12 protein-coding genes and 3 pseudogenes are annotated in these 16991 nt (G+C 61.9%); 7 read left to right on the top strand and 8 right to left on the bottom strand.

Annotated features, from left to right (window positions below; translation table 11 throughout):
- Window positions 1-30 precede the first annotated feature (30 nt).
- Entirely contained in the window at window positions 31-1467 is a 1437-nt protein-coding gene (gene sbcB, locus HU764_RS20900) for an exodeoxyribonuclease I (RefSeq protein WP_186702518.1), read from the top strand.
- Between the two features lie 73 nt (window positions 1468-1540).
- Here sbcB and mvaT read toward each other — a convergent pair whose 3' ends face one another.
- Window positions 1541-1918: a histone-like nucleoid-structuring protein MvaT gene (mvaT, locus tag HU764_RS20895; protein ID WP_027594077.1), complete on the bottom strand. Its 378-nt coding sequence runs from the start codon at window positions 1916-1918 to the stop codon at window positions 1541-1543.
- 283 nt (window positions 1919-2201) lie between these two features.
- On the opposite strand from mvaT, the gene purU reads away from it, so the two are divergent.
- A complete protein-coding gene (purU, locus tag HU764_RS20890) occupies window positions 2202-3053 on the top strand; it encodes a formyltetrahydrofolate deformylase (RefSeq protein ID WP_027594078.1) in 852 nt (283 codons plus the stop codon).
- 299 nt (window positions 3054-3352) lie between these two features.
- Here the strand turns inward: purU and HU764_RS20885 are convergent, their stop codons facing one another.
- The 5 genes and pseudogenes from HU764_RS20885 to HU764_RS28170 all read right to left on the bottom strand — a co-directional run.
- Window positions 3353-4345, bottom strand: coding sequence for a glucosaminyl phosphatidylglycerol flippase (locus tag HU764_RS20885; protein WP_186702519.1), 993 nt, complete (start codon window positions 4343-4345; stop codon window positions 3353-3355).
- A complete protein-coding gene (locus HU764_RS20880) occupies window positions 4342-5106 on the bottom strand; it encodes an N-acetylglucosaminyl phosphatidylglycerol deacetylase (protein ID WP_099430333.1) in 765 nt (254 codons plus the stop codon). The genes HU764_RS20885 and HU764_RS20880 overlap by 4 nt, the downstream gene beginning before the upstream one ends.
- Window positions 5099-6220, bottom strand: coding sequence for an N-acetylglucosaminyl phosphatidylglycerol synthase (locus HU764_RS20875; protein WP_186677657.1), 1122 nt, complete (start codon window positions 6218-6220; stop codon window positions 5099-5101). Before HU764_RS20875 ends, HU764_RS20880 begins: the two co-directional genes overlap by 8 nt.
- Window positions 6221-6454: 234 nt before the next feature.
- Window positions 6455-7051, bottom strand: a pseudogene (locus tag HU764_RS28175) (methyl-accepting chemotaxis protein); the annotation flags it as partial.
- Between the two features lie 261 nt (window positions 7052-7312).
- A pseudogene (locus HU764_RS28170) lies at window positions 7313-8185 on the bottom strand (HAMP domain-containing protein); the annotation flags it as partial.
- A gap of 311 nt (window positions 8186-8496) precedes the next feature.
- On the opposite strand from HU764_RS28170, the gene HU764_RS20865 reads away from it, so the two are divergent.
- Complete coding sequence (locus tag HU764_RS20865; protein ID WP_186702521.1) at window positions 8497-9972, top strand: helicase HerA-like domain-containing protein; 1476 nt, start codon at window positions 8497-8499, stop codon at window positions 9970-9972.
- Window positions 9973-10136: 164 nt separating this feature from the next.
- Here the strand turns inward: HU764_RS20865 and HU764_RS20860 are convergent, their stop codons facing one another.
- Complete coding sequence (locus HU764_RS20860) at window positions 10137-11609, bottom strand: inorganic phosphate transporter (RefSeq protein WP_027594084.1); 1473 nt, start codon at window positions 11607-11609, stop codon at window positions 10137-10139.
- Window positions 11610-11922: 313 nt separating this feature from the next.
- On the bottom strand, window positions 11923-12123 hold the full coding sequence (locus HU764_RS20855) for a hypothetical protein (RefSeq protein WP_027594085.1): 201 nt from the start codon (window positions 12121-12123) through the stop codon (window positions 11923-11925).
- A 533-nt stretch (window positions 12124-12656) separates the two neighbouring features.
- On the opposite strand from HU764_RS20855, the gene pcaR reads away from it, so the two are divergent.
- From pcaR to pcaF, 4 genes and pseudogenes are all read left to right on the top strand, one after another.
- The gene (gene pcaR, locus HU764_RS20850; RefSeq protein ID WP_050580745.1) at window positions 12657-13532 is read left to right on the top strand and encodes a pca regulon transcriptional regulator PcaR; all 876 of its coding nucleotides are present in this window, start codon (window positions 12657-12659) and stop codon (window positions 13530-13532) included.
- Window positions 13533-13865: 333 nt separating this feature from the next.
- The gene (gene pcaK, locus HU764_RS20845) at window positions 13866-15212 is read left to right on the top strand and encodes a 4-hydroxybenzoate transporter PcaK (RefSeq protein ID WP_099430330.1); all 1347 of its coding nucleotides are present in this window, start codon (window positions 13866-13868) and stop codon (window positions 15210-15212) included.
- Window positions 15213-15409: 197 nt separating this feature from the next.
- Window positions 15410-15605, top strand: a pseudogene (locus tag HU764_RS27770) (CoA-transferase subunit beta); the annotation flags it as partial.
- 2 nt (window positions 15606-15607) lie between these two features.
- A complete protein-coding gene (pcaF, locus tag HU764_RS20835; RefSeq protein ID WP_099430329.1) occupies window positions 15608-16810 on the top strand; it encodes a 3-oxoadipyl-CoA thiolase in 1203 nt (400 codons plus the stop codon).
- Window positions 16811-16991: the final 181 nt, after the last annotated feature.

Here is a 16991-nt window from a genome sequence, read left to right as displayed (position 1 = left end):
ATCGGGTCGACCTCGATACAGGACGACCCCGTGAGCTCCAGCATTTTCTGGCACGACTACGAAACCACTGGCATCAACCCGCGCTGCGACCGGCCGCTGCAGGTGGCCGGTGTGCGCACCGACTTCGACCTCAACGAAATCGAAGAACCGATCAGCCTCTATTGCCGCCCCTCGGACGACATCCTGCCGCACCCGGCTGCTTGCCTGGTCACCGGCATCACCCCGCAACAACTGGAAACCCAAGGGCTGTGCGAAGCCGAATTCATGACCCGGGTGCACGCGCAACTGGCGCGCCCAGGCACCTGTGGCGCTGGCTACAACACCCTGCGCTTTGACGATGAAGTGACGCGCTACAGCCTTTACCGCAACTTTTTCGACCCTTACGCCCGTGAGTGGCAGGGCGGCAACAGCCGCTGGGACCTGATCGACATCGTGCGCACGGCCTATGCCTTGCGCCCTGAAGGCATCGAGTGGCCGCAGCAGGATGGCCGTACCAGCCTGCGCCTGGAGCTGCTCAGCAAAGCCAATGGCATCGACCATGGCCACGCCCACGAGGCACTTTCCGACGTGCGGGCCACGATTGCCCTGGCGCGCTTGATCCGGCAGAAACAGCCGAAATTGTATGAGTGGCTGTTTCAGCTACGCAGTAAACAAAAAGTGATGGAACAGGTCCGTTTGTTGCAGCCGCTGGTACATATTTCGGGGCGTTTTTCGGCGGCCCGTAATTACCTGGGCGTGGTGCTGCCGCTGGCGTGGCACCCGCGCAATCGCAATGCCCTGATTGTCTGCGACCTGCATCAGGAAACCCTACCGTTATTGCGGGAAAGTCCTGAAGTTCTTCGTCAGCGCTTGTATACCCGCCACGAAGAATTGGCCGAGGGCGAATTACCCGTTCCGCTTAAATTGGTGCAGATCAATCGTTGCCCAGTGCTGGCGCCACTCTCGGTATTGCGCCCGGTCGATCAACAACGGTTGGGCATCGACTTGACGTTGTTACAATCGCGTGGCGAACAGCTGGCCAATCAACAAGCACACTGGCAAGACAAGCTGGAACACATCTACGGCAAGGATGATTTCACGCCGAGTGAAGATCCTGAACAACAGTTGTATGACGGTTTTCTGGGCGACCGTGATCGGCGTTTGTGTGAGCAAGTTCGCACGCTGGAACCCGCGCAATTGGGCCAGGGGCACTGGATGTTCGATGACCCGCGCATGCCTGAACTGTTGTTCCGTTATCGGGCTCGCAACTTCCCTGAGACCTTGAACAGTGAAGAGCGTCAGCGTTGGTATGGCTTCTGTCAGCAACGCCTGAGCGACCCGCAGTGGGGCGCGCCGAATACCCTGGGTGATTTCGAGCAGGCGCGGCAGCGTGCCTGGGAAGGCGCCGACGAGGCGGGCCGGCGGGTACTGGATGCGTGGCAGGAACACGCGCGAAAAGTGCAGGCACAATTTGCAATTGCGCAGTGAATGGAAAAACAAAAACGCCGGCATTGAGCCGGCGTTTTTTTGTTGCGCTAAGCAACGTTGAGCGTGCGGACAATCAGTCCAGCAGGGTCGCCCAGCTTTCAACCACGTCACCACCCCACTTGGCTTTCCATTCTTTCAGGGTTTTGTGGTTGCCGCCTTTGGTTTCGATCACTTCACCATTGTGCGGGTTCTTGTATTGCTTGACCTTGCGCGCACGCTTAGTGGCGGTAGGCTTGACCGCGCCGCGAGGCGCTTTGCTCAGTTTCGACTCTGGGTCGAGAAGGGCAATCACATCACGCAGCGACTTGGAGTACTCGCCCATCAGCGTGCGCAGTTTGCCTTCGAACTCCAGCTCTTGCTTCAGCTTGTCGTCTTGCGAGAGGTTGGCCAGGCGGGCTTGAAGTTCCTTGATGGCTTCTTCGGTGGCGCGGTACTCGTTAATCAGGGACATGGAGAGTTCCTTTAATGCGTGTTCAGAAATGTGTGGGCCAATAATAGACAGGCGATACTCGCAAGTAAACATACAAATGGGCCATTAACTGTTAATTAAGCTGTCACAACATTTCTCTGCGTGAACAAAAATTTACATTAGCCCTGCGTTTTGTCATGCCGCTGAACAGGGCCACGTCTTGTGTGCCTGGCGGTGTGCACAACGCACGCGGTGCGATCCATACTGCGTTTTTCCTGGCGGGCCGCTAGAATGAGCGCCTTTGCGAAGTTCTGGAGTCTCATTCATGCGCACCTATCGTCTGGTGATCGCCTGCCCCGACCGTGTTGGCATCGTGGCGAAAGTCAGTAATTTCCTGGCCTTGTACAATGGCTGGATCAACGAAGCCAGCCACCACTCCGATGAACAGAGTGGTTGGTTCTTCATGCGTCATGAAATCCGTGCCGAATCCCTGCCATTCGGTATCGAGGCATTCCGCGAGGCGTTCGCGCCCATCGCCGAAGAGTTCTCCATGACCTGGCGTGTGACCGACTCGGCGCAAAAAAAGCGCGTGGTGTTGATGGCCAGCCGCGAATCCCACTGCCTGGCCGACCTGCTGCACCGCTGGCACACCGATGAGCTGGATTGCGATATCCCGTGCGTTATCTCCAACCACAACGACCTGCGCAGCATGGTCGAGTGGCACGGCATTCCGTTCTTCCATGTACCGGTCGACCCCAAGGACAAGGCGCCAGCCTTCGCCGAAGTGTCGCGCCTGGTCCAGGAACACGCGGCCGACGTGGTAGTGCTGGCTCGCTACATGCAAATCCTGCCGCCGCAGCTGTGCCAGGACTACGCTGAAAAAGTGATCAACATCCACCACAGCTTCCTGCCATCCTTCGTCGGTGCCAAGCCGTACCATCAAGCGGCCCTGCGCGGCGTGAAGCTGATCGGTGCGACGTGCCACTACGTGACCGAAGAGCTGGATGCCGGCCCGATCATCGAGCAGGACGTGGTACGTGTCAGCCATGCCGACAGTATCGAAGACATGGTCCGCTTCGGCCGTGATGTCGAGAAGATGGTGCTGGCCCGCGGCCTGCGTTATCACCTGGAAGACCGCGTGCTGGTGCACGGCAACAAGACCGTGGTGTTCGACTGATACCGAGCCGGCCTGCTTCGCAGCCCATCGCCGGCACAACCACCACAAGACAGTTGCTCCCACCCGAACTGTGTAGCCTCCAAGGCTAGCGCCGCACCTGTGGGAGTCGGCTTGCCGGCGATGGGGCGCAAAGCGCCCCCTCAATCGCGAGGAAACGCTCATGCCAGATCCACGTGACAAAGCTGGCGCCTCACCACCGCCAACCCTCGGCGAGGGCTGTCTGGCCCGCTATGACCCCGAGGCCTTGAGTGACGCCGACGGCACCGACTTCCCCGGAGCAGCCGAACTCTGGCGGCAACTCAACCCGCCTGACGGCGCCAACGCTCCAGCAGCGGGCGTGCCAGCAAACAAGCGAACACCGGCCCACCCGCCAGCAGATAAAAGTAGTAAGTGACCGCGCGCCAGATAACGATCGCTGCGGCCGCTGTCGAACTGCCCACCAAGGGTGTGAGCAGGCTTGCCGAGGTCAATTCGGCGGCACCTGCGCCACCCGGCAACAGGCTGAACTGGCCGGCGCTGAGCGAGAGCATCTGCACCAGGAAGCTGGGGATCCACGCCAGCTCCACGCCCAGCCCCTTCAGCACCAGGTACAGCACGCTGTAGCGCAGGCCCCAATGCGCGCAGGTCAGGGTGAATACCAGTGCCAGCGTGCGCTTGGGCAGGCGCCAGGTTTGTGCCAGGGCGTCGATGAAGTGCAGCAGCTTGCGCGCCCAGCGGCGTTTACGCCCCGCAGACATCCCCAGGCGCTGTAACAGGCGACCGTTCAAGCGCATCAGCCCGCGCCGGTAGCGCAGCAGCCCCAGCACTACGACCAATGCCGCACACAGCAACAGTGCGCTGCCCAGCAACATGCTTTGCTGGCTGTGCCCCAGGCGGTGGAACAACGCATAGCCGGCGATCGCCAGCATCGCGCAGAAGAAAAACAGCAAGTCGTTCAACTGGTCCATGGCGAATACCGCGCCACTGCGCGCCGGGCCAATGCGGTCGCGCGCCAGCAGGGCCATGAGGGTCAGCGGGCCGCCGCTGCCGCCAGGGGTGGTACAGATGGCGAACTCGGTGGCCATGACCACGCCGAGGCTGCGCAGGTAACGCAGTTGTGCGCCTTGCTGGCCGAGCAGCAGGCGCAGGCGAATGGCGTTGATCACCCAGCACAGCACGATCATGCCCAGTAGCATGAGTAACAGGCCGGGGTCGAAGCGTTGCAGGCGGGGCAGCAGTTCGCTGCCGCCCAGCAGCGTCGGTACCAACACCGCGCCCAGCAGGGCCAGGCCTAGCCAGCCCAGGCGATTCATGCGCTGGCCTGGCGGTCCAGCCAGGCAGATTTGGTCAACGGCTCGCGGCCCTCTGCCAGCAGCGCCTGCAGGGTGTGTAGCCAGTAGTCGCGTGATACGCGGTGGCGCATGTCCACCGGGTGCAGGCCGAGACGCAGGGTCTGCGCGCCACGCCAGCGTTGGCATTGCCAGTCGCAAAGCACCTTCGACACCCTTCGGCGCCAGGCGCTGCGTGCGCTCCACACCAGGCCGGGGGCCTCGATGGCGGTGAACTCAGGCAGGCGGTACAGGTGCTGCGGTGTGCTGGTGTAGCGCAGCGGCAACTGGCGCAGGGCCTGGCGCGTGCCTTCGCTCATCAGCCAGGCGGGGGCCACGAAGCCGGCCACCGGCCAGGCTTGCCGCTCGAACACCGCTAGGCCCTGTTCCAGGCGTGCTAGCGCCTGACGTTGATCCAGCCCGTAGAATTCGCCTTCATGGGTATAGATGCGGCGCATGAAAAACGCCCCGGGGCTGCGCGGTGGCGCGCCGTCGTCGGCGTGGTAGTAGCCATGCAACGCCAGCTCATCACCCAGTGCCAGGCGTCGGTCGAGCAGGCGGCAGAACGTGGGCGAGCGGTGCAGGGGGTTGCGGTGGTGAAAGTCTGGCACCACCAGCCAGGTCATGGGCACACCGCCAATCTTGTCGACGGCTTCGACGAAGGGTTGGTAGTCGGGCCAGGTCTCGGGCGCGATGTCGTGCAGCACCAGCATCAGGCTGCGTGCTGCGCTGCCGGTTTCAGCCATGGGCTCGCGCCCGCGGTTGGTGGCCGAGCACGGCCTGGTAATGCTGCAGCAGGCCGGCGACCACGTTGTCCCATGAATAGTGTTGCTCGACATGGCGGCGGGCTTGGGTGCCGAGGGTACGCACGCCCTCTTCGAACACCTGGCGCACCGCCTGCGCCATGGCTGCCCCGTCATTGGCCTGGCACAGCCGCCCGCATTGTTCGTTGACGATCTCGCCAAAGGCACCGGCACGCACCGCCACCACTGGCGTCGCGCTGGCCATGGCTTCGAGAATGACCAGGCCAAAGGTTTCCTGGTCGCCGGCATGCACCAGCAGGTCGGCACTGGCCATCAGCCTGGCGACCTCCTGCGGCGGGCAGAAGTGGTCGATCACGCTGACGTTCTGCGGCACATTCGCAGGCATGTTGGAGCCCACTAGCAACAGGTGGTAGGGCCGGCCCAGGCGCTGCATGCAGTTGAGCAGAACCGGCAGGTTCTTTTCCCGCGAGCCACGGCCGGCGTAGATCAGCAGGCGGCTGGTGTCGGCAATCCCAAGTTCCGCGCGCAGGTGCGGGTCGCGGTGGTCGGGATTGAAGGTGGCCAGGTCTACACCCAGGCGCTGCACATGCACATCGCGTATGCCCAGCCGGCGCAATTTGTCGGCCATCACCTGGCTGGGGGCCAGAACCCGGTCGAAGTTGCCGTACAGCTTGCTGACGTAGGCTTCGACATTGGGCGTGAACCAATTGCCCATGCGGTTGCTCACCAGCAGCGGCAGGTCGGAATGGTAGAAGCCAATCACCGGCACATCCAGCTGGCGGCGTGCCTCCAAGGCAGCCCAGGCGGTCAGGTACGGGTCGCCGACTTCGATCAGGTCGGGTTTGAGGCTGCGCAGCACATTGCACCAGGGCGCCAGGCGCACCGGGAAGCGGTAGCCATTGCCAAAGGGCAGGGGTGGGGCCGGCACCTGGTAGATGCCATCGGTGTGTTGCGCGCTGGCGCCGGGGATCAACAAGCTGTGGCGCACGCCTTGGATGGCATCGAGGCGGCGGTGTTTGGCATCAAGATAGGTACGTACGCCACCACTGGCGGGGGCGTAGAACATGGTGATGTCGGCAATGTGCACGATCAGCATCCCTCCGGGATCGTCTTCGGGTCTGTCATCCGGCCGTAATGGACCGGCGATGACGCGCCTAAAGGTTGACCTACCAGAAGGATAGTTTGTTCGATCGAGGTTGGGCTGGTTGCTGCGGGCTTGTAGGCGCAGCCTTGTGCTACGAAGAGGTCGGCACGGACGCTACAGCTTTGTGGGCTGAGCTGGCCTCTTCGCAGCGCAAGGCTGCTCCTACAGGGGGCTATTGAACCGTCATTAGATGCGGAAGCTGCCCACCAGGTGTTTCAGGCGCGAAGCCTGTTGCTCCAGGTCCGAACACGCGCGCAGGGTGGCCTGCAGGTTTTCGACACCTTCCTGGTTGAGCATGTTGATCTCGTTGATGTCCATGTTGATCGCCTCGACCACGGCCGTCTGCTCTTCGGTGGCGGTGGCCACCGACTGGTTCATGCCGTCGATCTCGCCGATACGCACCGTCACGCTGTCCAGCCGCTCGCCGGCCTGGTTGGCGATTTGCACGCTGTCCTGGCTGTGGCGCTGGCTCTGGCCCATGGTATCGACCGACTCGCGGGCACCGACCTGCAGCTCTTCGATCATGGTCTGCACCTGTTGTGCCGATTCTTGGGTGCGGTGTGCCAGGTTGCGCACCTCGTCGGCGACCACGGCAAAGCCACGCCCGGCTTCACCGGCGCGGGCGGCTTCGATCGCCGCGTTCAAGGCCAGCAGGTTGGTCTGCTGGGAGATGCTGGTGATGACTTCGAGAATCTGGCCAATGTTGACGGTCTTGCTGTTGAGCGTCTCGATGTGCGCACTGGAGGTGACGATCAGGTCGGACAGGCGGTTCATCGCGGCGATATTGCGCTCGACCACCTGCTGGCCCTCTTCGGCCAGCAGCCGTGCGGAGCTGGCGTGTTGCGAGGCCTGGGCGGCATTGCCGGCGATTTCCTGTGCCGCGGCGCCCAGTTCGTTGATGGCGGCGGCGACGCTGTTGGTGCGGTTGGATTGCTCATCCGAGTTGGTCATCGACGAGTTCGAGGCGCTGATCACGCGCAGGGCCACTTCATTGACCTGCTCGGTGGCCGAGGACACTTCGCGGATGGAACCGTGGATACGCTCGACGAAGCGGTTGAAGGCGCTGCCGAGCAGGCCGAATTCGTCGTGGTTGTGGATGCGCAGACGCTTGGTCAGGTCGCCTTCGCCTTCGGCGATGTCTTCCATGGCGCGGGTCATGGTCAGCAACGGTTGCATCAGCACGCGAATCAGCAAGCCGAGCAGGCCGATGATGATGACCACCGCGACCAGCGTGGCGATCACCGCCGAGGTGCGGAAGGTGCTGAGCATGGAGAAGGCTTTGTCCTTGTCCACCGACAGGCCGATGTACCAGTTGGCCGAAGGCAGGCCTTTGATCGGGGTGAAGGTGAGCAGGCGGGTCTCGCCCTGGGCCTGAACTTCTGTCAGCTCACCGGACAGTTTCGGCGTGTGCTGAGGGAACAGGTCTGACAGCGATTTCATCACCAGGCTCTGGTCCGGGTGTACCAGGATTTTACCTTGGTCGTTGACCAGGAAGGCGTAGCCCATGCCGCCGAAGTTCAGCGAGTTGATGATCTGCACCAAGCCGTCGAGGGCCAGGTCGCCGCCGACCACGCCAACGCTGTTGGAGACCTTGCTGAGGATGCCGATGACCATCTTGTTGGTGGTCATGTCGATGTACGGTTCGGTCAACGTTGCGCCAGAGGCGTTCATGCCGTCCTTGTACCAGGGGCGGGTGCGTGGGTCATAACCCTCAGGCATCTTGGCGTCCGGGCGCACGCTGAAACTGCCATCGACCTTGCCCAGGTACACCGTGAGGAAGCTTGTGATCAGCGCATTCTGCCCCATCAGGGTTTCAGCGTCGTTGGGGGCCTGGGCAATGTTCTGTGCCAGGTTCTCCACTAGCTTTATACGGCCTTCGAACAGGTGGCGGATATTGGTCGAAGTCGACTCGCCCATTTCAGTCAGATAATTCTCCAGATCCTCTCTGATGGCATTACGCTGGAGATAATCGTTATAGAGGGTGAACAGGCTGAAGGCGAGTATCACGATCAGTGAGGCCGCCAAGAGAATCTTGTGGCTGAAACGAAGGCTTTTGCTCATGGAGTAATCGGTTCCGCTAAGGTTTTATCGGGCGTTCGCACGAATACATCTGCAAGACAGTGCAACATCCCGGGAAGTCCTAGTTGGGTTGTTACTGTGTTCTAGGCGAATATCACCTCGAGGTATCGGCCGATACGCGGCAAAGCTTGAGAAGAGGATGAAAGAAGATGTCGGATTCTTCGCAAATAGTTGTAGGGGCGGGCCTTGATGGTCAGCCTGTCAATCAAGCCATGCGCCTCGCCAACCGTCACGGCCTGGTGGCCGGCGCCACGGGCACCGGCAAGACGGTCACCTTGCAGCACCTAGCCGAGGTGTTCAGTGATGCGGGCGTGGCAGTGTTCGCGGCCGATGTAAAAGGCGACCTGTGCGGCCTGGGTGCGGCGGGCGCACCGCAGGGCAAGGTGGCCGAACGCATTGCCGGCATGTCTTGGTTGGGGCATACGCCGCAGGCTTATCCGGTAAGCCTGTGGGATATCGCCGGGCAGTCCGGCCACCCCTTGCGCACGACCCTCAGCGAAATGGGGCCGCTGCTGCTGGGCAACCTGCTGGAACTGACCGACAGCCAGCAGGCAGCCTTGTATGCCGCATTCAAGGTGGCCGACCGTGAAGGCCTGCTGTTGCTCGACCTCAAGGACCTCAAGGCGCTGCTGGCGCACCTGAAGGACAACCCGCAGATGCTGGGTGAAGACAGCGCGCTGATGACCAGTGCCTCCACCCAGGCCTTGCTGCGTCGCCTGGCGACCCTGGAGCAGCAAGGTGCCGAGGCGCTGTTCGGTGAGCCCGCGTTGCAACTCGAAGACTTGCTGCGGCTCGGCAGTGACGGCCGTGGGCGCATCCACCTGCTCGATGCCAGCCGGCTGGTGCATGAAGCGCCGAAGGTGTATGCAACCTTCCTGCTGTGGCTGTTGGCGGAGTTGTTCGAACAGTTGCCAGAGCGCGGCGATGCCGACAAGCCAGTTCTGGCGCTGTTCTTCGATGAAGCGCACTTGCTGTTCAATGGCACGCCCAAGGCGTTGCAGGACCGCCTGGAGCAGGTGGTTCGGCTGATTCGCTCCAAGGGCGTGGGGGTCTATTTCGTGACCCAGTCGCCAGGTGATCTACCCGATGCGGTGCTGGCCCAACTGGGTTTGCGCATCCAGCATGGTTTGCGTGCGTTCACCGCAAAAGAGCAGAAGTCGCTGCGGGCCGTGGCCGATGGTTTCCGCCCCAACCCCGCATTCGACAGCCTGGCGGTGCTGACCGAGCTGGGTATTGGTGAAGCGTTGGTCGGTACGCTGGAAGAGAAGGGCACCCCCGCCATGGTGCAGCGGGTGCTGATCGCGCCGCCGCAGTCGCGTATCGGGCCATTGAGTGCGGCTGAGCGCACTGCATTGATTACCTCGTCACCGCTGGCCGGGCGTTATGACAAGCCGGTGGACCGTGAATCGGCTTATGAAATGCTCACTCAGCGCAAAGGTGAGCCTGTCGAGCCAGCGCCAGTGCCGAAGGCCGATGAAGAGAGCTTTGCCGACAAGGCTGGCGATTTTTTGCAGAGTGCAGCGGGGCAGGCGATCAAGTCCGCCGTGCGGCAGGCGGCCAATCAGTTGGGTCGGCAATTGGTGCGCGGGCTGATGGGGTCGTTGTTGGGGGGCAAGAAGCGCTAGCAGCGCCACGCACTGTAGGAGCAGCCTTGTGCTGCGAAGAGGCCGGTACAGCCTATGAAGCTGTAGTGCCTTTGCCGACGTTTTCGCAGCGCAAGGCTGCTCCTACAGAGGCGCGGTAATATGAAAAAGGCGCCCGAAGGCGCCTTTTTCTACAGCGGTGTCGCTCAGCCGATCGCCTTGGACGCCAGCCAGAACAGGCCAGCTGCCAAGCCCATCGAGGCAGGCAGGGTCAGGATCCAGGCCAGCAGGATGGTCTTCACGGTGCCGCCTTGCAGGCCGCTCTTGTTGGCGACCATGGTACCGGCCACGCCGGACGACAACACGTGGGTGGTCGATACCGGCAGGCTGAACACGTTGGCCATGCCGATGGCACAGGCCGCTGTGATCTGCGCCGACATGCCCTGGGCGTAGGTCATGCCCTGCTTGCCGATCTTCTCGCCAACGGTCAGGACCACGCGCTTCCAGCCGACCATGGTACCCAGGCCCAAGGCCAGGGCAACGGCCACGATCACCCAGAACGGTGCGTATTCGGTGGTGGCGGTGAGGTCTTTGCGCAGCTTCTCAAGGTCTGCCTTTTCACGGGCATCCAGGCCTGGCAGCTTGCCGACCTTTTTCGCCGTGTCATCCAGGCAGAGCAGGTAGCGGCGAACTTCCACGCGCTTCTCGGCATCCAGGGTGTGGTAGTCGGTCACGCCCTTGAGCGAGGCCTGCAGTGCGGCGATGGTCGGCTCGGTCTGCTGCGGGTTGCAACTGAACTGTTCCGGCAGGTCGCTCGCCTTGGCCTTGCCCAACGCCAGGAACTCACCCAGGGTGGCGGCATTGCGCTCGTAGAACTGGCTCATGTGCAGGGTGGCGTCGCGGGTGCGTTCGATCTGGTAGGTGGTGCTGTTCAGGTCGAGCACGAACTTGGCCGGCACGATACCGATCAGCACCAGCATGATCAGGCCAATGCCTTTCTGGCCATCGTTGGAACCGTGCACGAAGCTTACGCCCATGGCCGAAATCACCAGTACCAGGCGGTTCCAGAACGGCGGGTGCTTCTTGTCGTCGAGCTTGCGGCGCTGTTCAGGCGTCTTGTGCATCTTGGACAGCGGGCGCCACCATTTAAGGCCGATCAGCACCAGCGCAGCGACCGCGAAACCGGCCATGGGCGAGACCACCAGCGACATGGCGATGTCGATCGCCTTCTGCCAGTTGACGCCATCGCCCAGCGGGATGTCGTTGATCAGGGCGTTGGCCAGGCCAACACCGAGGATCGAGCCGATCAGCGTGTGCGAGCTGGAAGCCGGGATACCGAAGTACCAGGTGCCCAGGTTCCAGGTGATGGCCGCAGCCAACAGCGAGAAGACCATGGCCAGGCCGTGTCCGGTGTTCACATTGATCAGCAGCTCTACCGGCAGCAGGTGAACGATGGCATAGGCCACCCCGACACCACCGAGCAGAACGCCGAGGAAGTTGAACACGCCGGAGAAGAACACGGCGAGGTGCGGCGGCATGGCTTTGGTATAGATGACGGTAGCTACCGCGTTGGCGGTGTCATGAAAGCCATTGATGAACTCGAAGGCGAGTACGAAGGTCAAGGCGAGCAGGAGGCTCACCAACACCCAGGCATCCAGTCCGCTGAATAAATCGATCATGAAGGTTGTCTGGCGGTCTTAGGGGGGCGGGATTATGCCAGAAAATATTGGCAATCGATGCACCTGCTACAGACCAATAGCACGCACTGTGACGCAGCCTTCACGTGCTTGCCAACGCTTGCATGAACAGTAGCGTCCGCAAAAAAGCGTGAAATATTTAAAAAATCGGCAAATGTCTGGGAAATAGTCGACGCTTGACTGATTCAAACGGTCGTATGAAATTTGTGTAATTCCATTTCATCATCGACCTCTGGGTAAAGATCGACCGCGCCCGGGCAGGCCGGGCGACGACGCGGAAGGCGGAACGTTGCGCTTATGGCTTGTCGCTGCGCAGTTCCTTTTCCATTTTTTCCAGTTCCTGGTTGAACGCCTGGTCACGCACGCTGGCGCGCTTGCGCCACGGTTTGCGTTCAGGGTCCGGTTGAGCGGCGTAAGTGGTCACTTCACCACCGTAAACATCCTTGTAACGTTCAGCCTGGCGCTCGAGTTCTGCGCGCAGTTCATCTTTCGTCACAGTAGTACCTGAGTAAGTTGAATTAAGACTGTTGTTTTAGCTGTACAGCATGCCCCTGCGCATACAAAGGATGCCACAGGGAAAGCAGAGGGGGTGCCATACAGAACCTGCACATGCGTGGGTTGCCCGTAAGTGCTGGAGACAGCGGTGTGTTCCATTACCACAGCAACAAGGCGTACAACCCAATCGATTATAGCAACCGATAATTCTTCGAACAGGGATATTTACCAAAGCCTGACATGCCCGTCGAAGTAGTTGGGCTCAATGGGTAACGCGTCACACCGCGCGTATAACTTTGAAAGGCGCGAGCGGTAAAAGTTCGTCGGCCAGCCGTGGCGAATGCAGAAAGTAAAACGGCCTCGCACAAGGCGAGGCCGTTGCCTGGGACTTCTACGGTGGGTACCTGACCAGTCTCTCCAAAGAAGCCACAAAGTGGCATGAGAAAGGTATAAGCAAAAGTGTCAGCGGTCAATTGCGATTATCGGCCGTTCGTTCGATAATCGCACGAACCAGCGTTTTTTTTGAGGTGAGCGATGAGCGACGAAACAGCGGCCAACGAATCTGCCAACCCAGAGTCGGCACGCCCTGCCGCACCCGCCCTGGCGCCGCCGATCGTGGCATCGCCGGCCAAGCGTATTCAGGCGTTTACTGGCGACCCGGATTTCATGACCTCCCTCGCGCGTGGGCTGGCGGTTATCCAGGCGTTTCAGGAGCGCAAGCGCCACCTGACCATCGCCCAGATCAGCCACCGCACCGAAATCCCTCGCGCAGCCGTGCGCCGTTGCCTGCATACCTTGATCAAGCTGGGCTACGCGACGACTGACGGGCGCACGTATTCACTGCTGCCCAAGGTGCTGACCCTGGGCCATGCCTACCTGTCGTCGACGCCGTTGGCGATTTCTGCGCAGCCGTACCTGGACCGCATCAGTGACCAACTGCACGAGGCGGCCAACATGGCCACCCTCGAAGGTGACGACATCCTTTATATAGCCCGATCGGCGACCGTGGAGCGGTTGATCTCGGTCGACCTGTCGGTAGGCGGGCGCTTGCCGGCCTACTGCACGTCGATGGGGCGCATTCTGCTGGCGGCGATGGACGACACCAGCCTGCGCGAGTACCTCGACCGGGCTGACCTCAAGCCGCGTACCAGCCGCACCTTGCACGATGCCGAATCGTTGTTTGCCTGCATTCAGCAGGTGCGAGCCCAGGGCTGGTGCGTGGTGGACCAGGAACTGGAGCAAGGGCTGCGTTCTATCGCCGTGCCGATTTATGACGCTTCGGGGCAGGTGCTGGCTGCCTTGAACGTCAGCACCCACGTCGGGCGTGTGACGCGCAGCGAACTGGAGCAGCGCTTCTTGCCGATCCTGCTGGCGGCCAGCCGGGACCTTTGCCATCAATTGTTCGGGTGATGCCACGCAAGGGAGGGCCGCTGAGCGCCCTTCCTGCCCCATTATCGAGCACGGACGCCTTTCCTGTTCGATAAACGCACAATGTCGTGCTCAGTGAATTGCGTCGTCCCGGTAGGCTGATTAATGTCTCTCGCAACGGTCGGCTTTGCCGACCGAACAAGAAAAACATGTGAGGCACATACCATGACTACTGTCCCATCGCTGCCGCGGCCGCACCCGCTCGCAGCACTGTTGTATCCAGGCTGACGCAGCCCGCCATCCTCCTATTATCAACCCCTGTACTTGCGCGCTGAGTGCAGTGGCATGGCCGTGCCCTAATTCTGGATAACAACAATGAACCAACCGCAAACCAACGTCGGCAAATGCCTCGACGTCCAGTCGTTCATCAACGACCAGCCGCTGTCCCGCTATCAATGGCGCGTCGTGCTGCTGTGTTTTCTGATCGTTTTCCTCGATGGCCTGGACACTGCCGCCATGGGCTTCATCGCCCCGGCCTTGTCGCAGGAGTGGGGCATCGACCGCGCCAGCCTCGGCCCGGTCATGAGTGCCGCGTTGATCGGCATGGTGTTCGGCGCACTGGGCTCAGGCCCACTGGCCGACCGTTTCGGGCGTAAAGGCGTGCTGGTGGCTGCCGTGCTGGTGTTCGGCGGCTTCAGCCTGGCCTCGGCCTACGCGACCAATGTCGACCAGTTGTTGGTCCTGCGCTTCCTCACCGGGCTTGGCCTGGGTGCGGGTATGCCGAATGCGACGACGCTGCTGTCCGAGTACACCCCTGAGCGGCTCAAATCGCTGCTGGTGACCAGCATGTTCTGCGGCTTCAACCTGGGCATGGCGGGCGGTGGGTTTATCTCTGCGAAGATGATCCCGGCGTATGGCTGGCATAGCCTGCTGGTGATCGGTGGCGTGCTGCCGCTGTTGCTGGCGGTGGTGCTGCTGGTCTGGTTGCCGGAGTCAGCACGCTTCCTGGTAGTGCGTAATCGCGGTACGGATAAAGTGCGCAAAACCCTGGCGCCGATTGCGCCGCAGGTAGTGGCCCAGGCGGCCAGCTTCAGCGTGCCGGAGCAAAAGGCGGTGGCGGCGCGCAACGTATTTGCGGTCATCTTCTCCGGCACCTACGGCCTGGGCACGATGTTGCTGTGGCTGACTTACTTCATGGGCTTGGTGATTGTCTACCTGTTGACCAGCTGGCTGCCGACCCTGATGCGTGACAGCGGGGCCAGCATGGAGCAGGCGGCGTTCATTGGCGCACTGTTCCAGTTTGGCGGCGTGCTGAGCGCAGTCGGGGTGGGCTGGGCCATGGACCGCTTCAACCCGCACAAGGTCATCGGCATTTTCTACCTGCTGGCCGGGGTGTTTGCCTACGCGGTGGGGCAGAGCCTGGGCAACATCACCCTGCTCGCCACCCTGGTGCTGGTCGCTGGCATGTGCGTTAACGGTGCGCAGTCGGCCATGCCGTCGCTGGCTGCCCGCTTCTACCCAACCCAAGGGCGTGCCACGGGCGTTTCGTGGATGCTGGGCATCGGCCGCTTTGGTGCGATCCTCGGCGCCTGGAGTGGTGCGACGCTGCTGGGCCTGGGCTGGAATTTCGAACAGGTGCTGACAGCGCTGCTGGTGCCGGCGGCATTGGCGACGGTGGGTGTGGTCGTGAAAGGACTGGTCAGCCACGCGGACGCGACCTGAGTGCCGAAGGGGGCCGCTTTGCGGCCCATTCGCAGCACAAGGCTGCTCCTACAGCGGGGCAATGCCGGCAGCAGAGGAAATACATAAATGGTTCGATAATCGCACATAAGGTCGATTATCGGATTGTAAGGGACCTACCAGTCTCCTTAATCTGAACGCACTGATGAACCCTGACCGGGAGTCTCCAAAGCGAGCCGGCACCCCATGAATTCGCTGTCGCTGCGGTTCATTCGGGGGCCAACCTGCGAGCAGATCGTTGCGGCCATCCGCTGGGCGATCCGCTTTGCCGGCGACGTGCAGACCACCACCGAATCCACCCGAATCGAGATGTCCGCCTTGCGCGACCTCGAAGCCCATACCGCCGCGGCCCATGGCCAGATGGCAGGAGAAGCCAAATGCGCGACGTATTCATCTGTGACGCCATCCGCACCCCGATCGGCCGCTTCGGCGGCGCCCTGGCCGGCGTGCGCGCCGATGACCTGGCGGCAGTGCCGCTGAAGGCGCTGATCGAGCGTAACCCTTCGGTGCAGTGGGATCAGGTCGACGAAGTGTTCTTCGGCTGTGCCAACCAGGCCGGTGAAGACAACCGCAACGTGGCGCGCATGGCGCTGCTGCTGGCGGGCCTGCCTGAGAGCATTCCTGGCGTGACCCTGAACCGCCTGTGCGCATCGGGCATGGATGCCATCGGCACGGCGTTCCGCGCGATCGCCAGTGGCGAAATGGAATTGGCCATCGCCGGTGGCGTTGAGTCGATGTCGCGTGCACCCTTCGTGATGGGCAAGGCCGAAAGCGGCTACTCGCGCAACATGAAGCTTGAAGACACCACCATCGGCTGGCGTTTCATCAACCCGCTGATGAAGAGCCAGTACGGCGTCGATTCGATGCCGGAAACCGCTGATAACGTCGCTGACGATTACCAGGTGTCCCGCGCCGACCAAGATGCATTCGCGCTGCGCAGCCAGCAAAAGGCCGCCGCGGCCCAGGCAGCCGGCTTCTTCGCCGAAGAGATCGTGCCAGTGCGCATTGCCCACAAGAAGGGCGAAACTATCGTCGAGCGTGATGAACACCTGCGCCCGGAAACCACCCTGGAAGCATTGACCAAGCTCAAGCCGGTCAATGGCCCGGACAAGACCGTCACCGCAGGCAACGCGTCGGGTGTCAACGACGGTGCCGCGGCACTGATCCTGGCCTCGGCGGAAGCGGTGAAGAAACACGGCCTGACCCCACGTGCCCGGGTACTGGGCATGGCCAGCGGCGGCGTGGCTCCTCGGGTCATGGGTATTGGCCCGGTGCCAGCGGTGCGCAAGCTGACCGAGCGCCTGGGTGTGGCGATGAGCGACTTCGACGTGATCGAGCTGAACGAAGCGTTCGCCAGCCAAGGCCTGGCCGTGCTGCGTGAGCTGGGTGTGGCCGATGATGCGCCGCAGGTGAACCCCAATGGTGGCGCGATTGCCCTGGGCCACCCGCTGGGCATGAGTGGCGCGCGCCTGGTGCTGACGGCGTTGCATCAGTTGGAGAAGAGCGGCGGGCGTAAAGGCCTGGCGACCATGTGTGTGGGGGTAGGCCAAGGTTTGGCGTTGGCCATCGAGCGGGTTTGATCAGGCTCGGCCTCTTCGCGGGTAAACCCGCTCCCACAGGGATCCACGCAATCCTCTGTGGGAGCGGGTTTACCCGCGAAGAGGCCGGATCTATGAGACACAAGGCTAATGGCCGGCCGCGCAGCGGAACGAGTGTGTTACTAGGTATGTCTAGACTTACCTAGGACCCTCCAGGAGTAAA

It is taken from the genome of Pseudomonas kermanshahensis, assembly GCF_014269205.2.
In the GTDB taxonomy this organism is placed as follows: domain Bacteria; phylum Pseudomonadota; class Gammaproteobacteria; order Pseudomonadales; family Pseudomonadaceae; genus Aquipseudomonas; species Aquipseudomonas kermanshahensis.
This window is presented reverse-complemented; position numbering and strand designations above follow the sequence as displayed.